Raw genomic sequence first — 360 nt, 5'->3', positions numbered from 1 at the left:
GTGCTGCGCGAACGTCCTTCCGAAGAGCTGGAGACGCCGCAGGAACTTGACGGCGTGATGGTCGCCTTCTCGCCTGAGCGGGAAGATCCGGGCAACACCGATGTGGAGCGTCACGATATTCCGAAGGTTGTCGGTGGCATTGACCGCCGCGCTTCCGAGGCTGCTGATCTGCTGTATGGCAGCATCTTCCGCCGCACCGTGCGTGTCTCATCACCTGCCACGGCAGAGATGACCAAGCTGCTGGAAAACATCTACCGTTGCGTGAACATCGCCATGGTGAATGAGCTGTAGCAACTGTGTATGCGCATGGGGATTGATATCTGGGAGGTGATCGACGCGGCAGCCACCAAGCCGTTCGGC

1 pseudogene is annotated in these 360 nt (G+C 59.7%); it reads left to right on the top strand.

Annotated elements, in window-relative coordinates:
* Positions 1-360 (top strand): annotated as a pseudogene (locus A6X21_RS03115) (nucleotide sugar dehydrogenase); the annotation flags it as partial.

This window comes from Planctopirus hydrillae (assembly GCF_001707835.1).
Classification (GTDB): domain Bacteria; phylum Planctomycetota; class Planctomycetia; order Planctomycetales; family Planctomycetaceae; genus Planctopirus; species Planctopirus hydrillae.
This window is presented reverse-complemented; position numbering and strand designations above follow the sequence as displayed.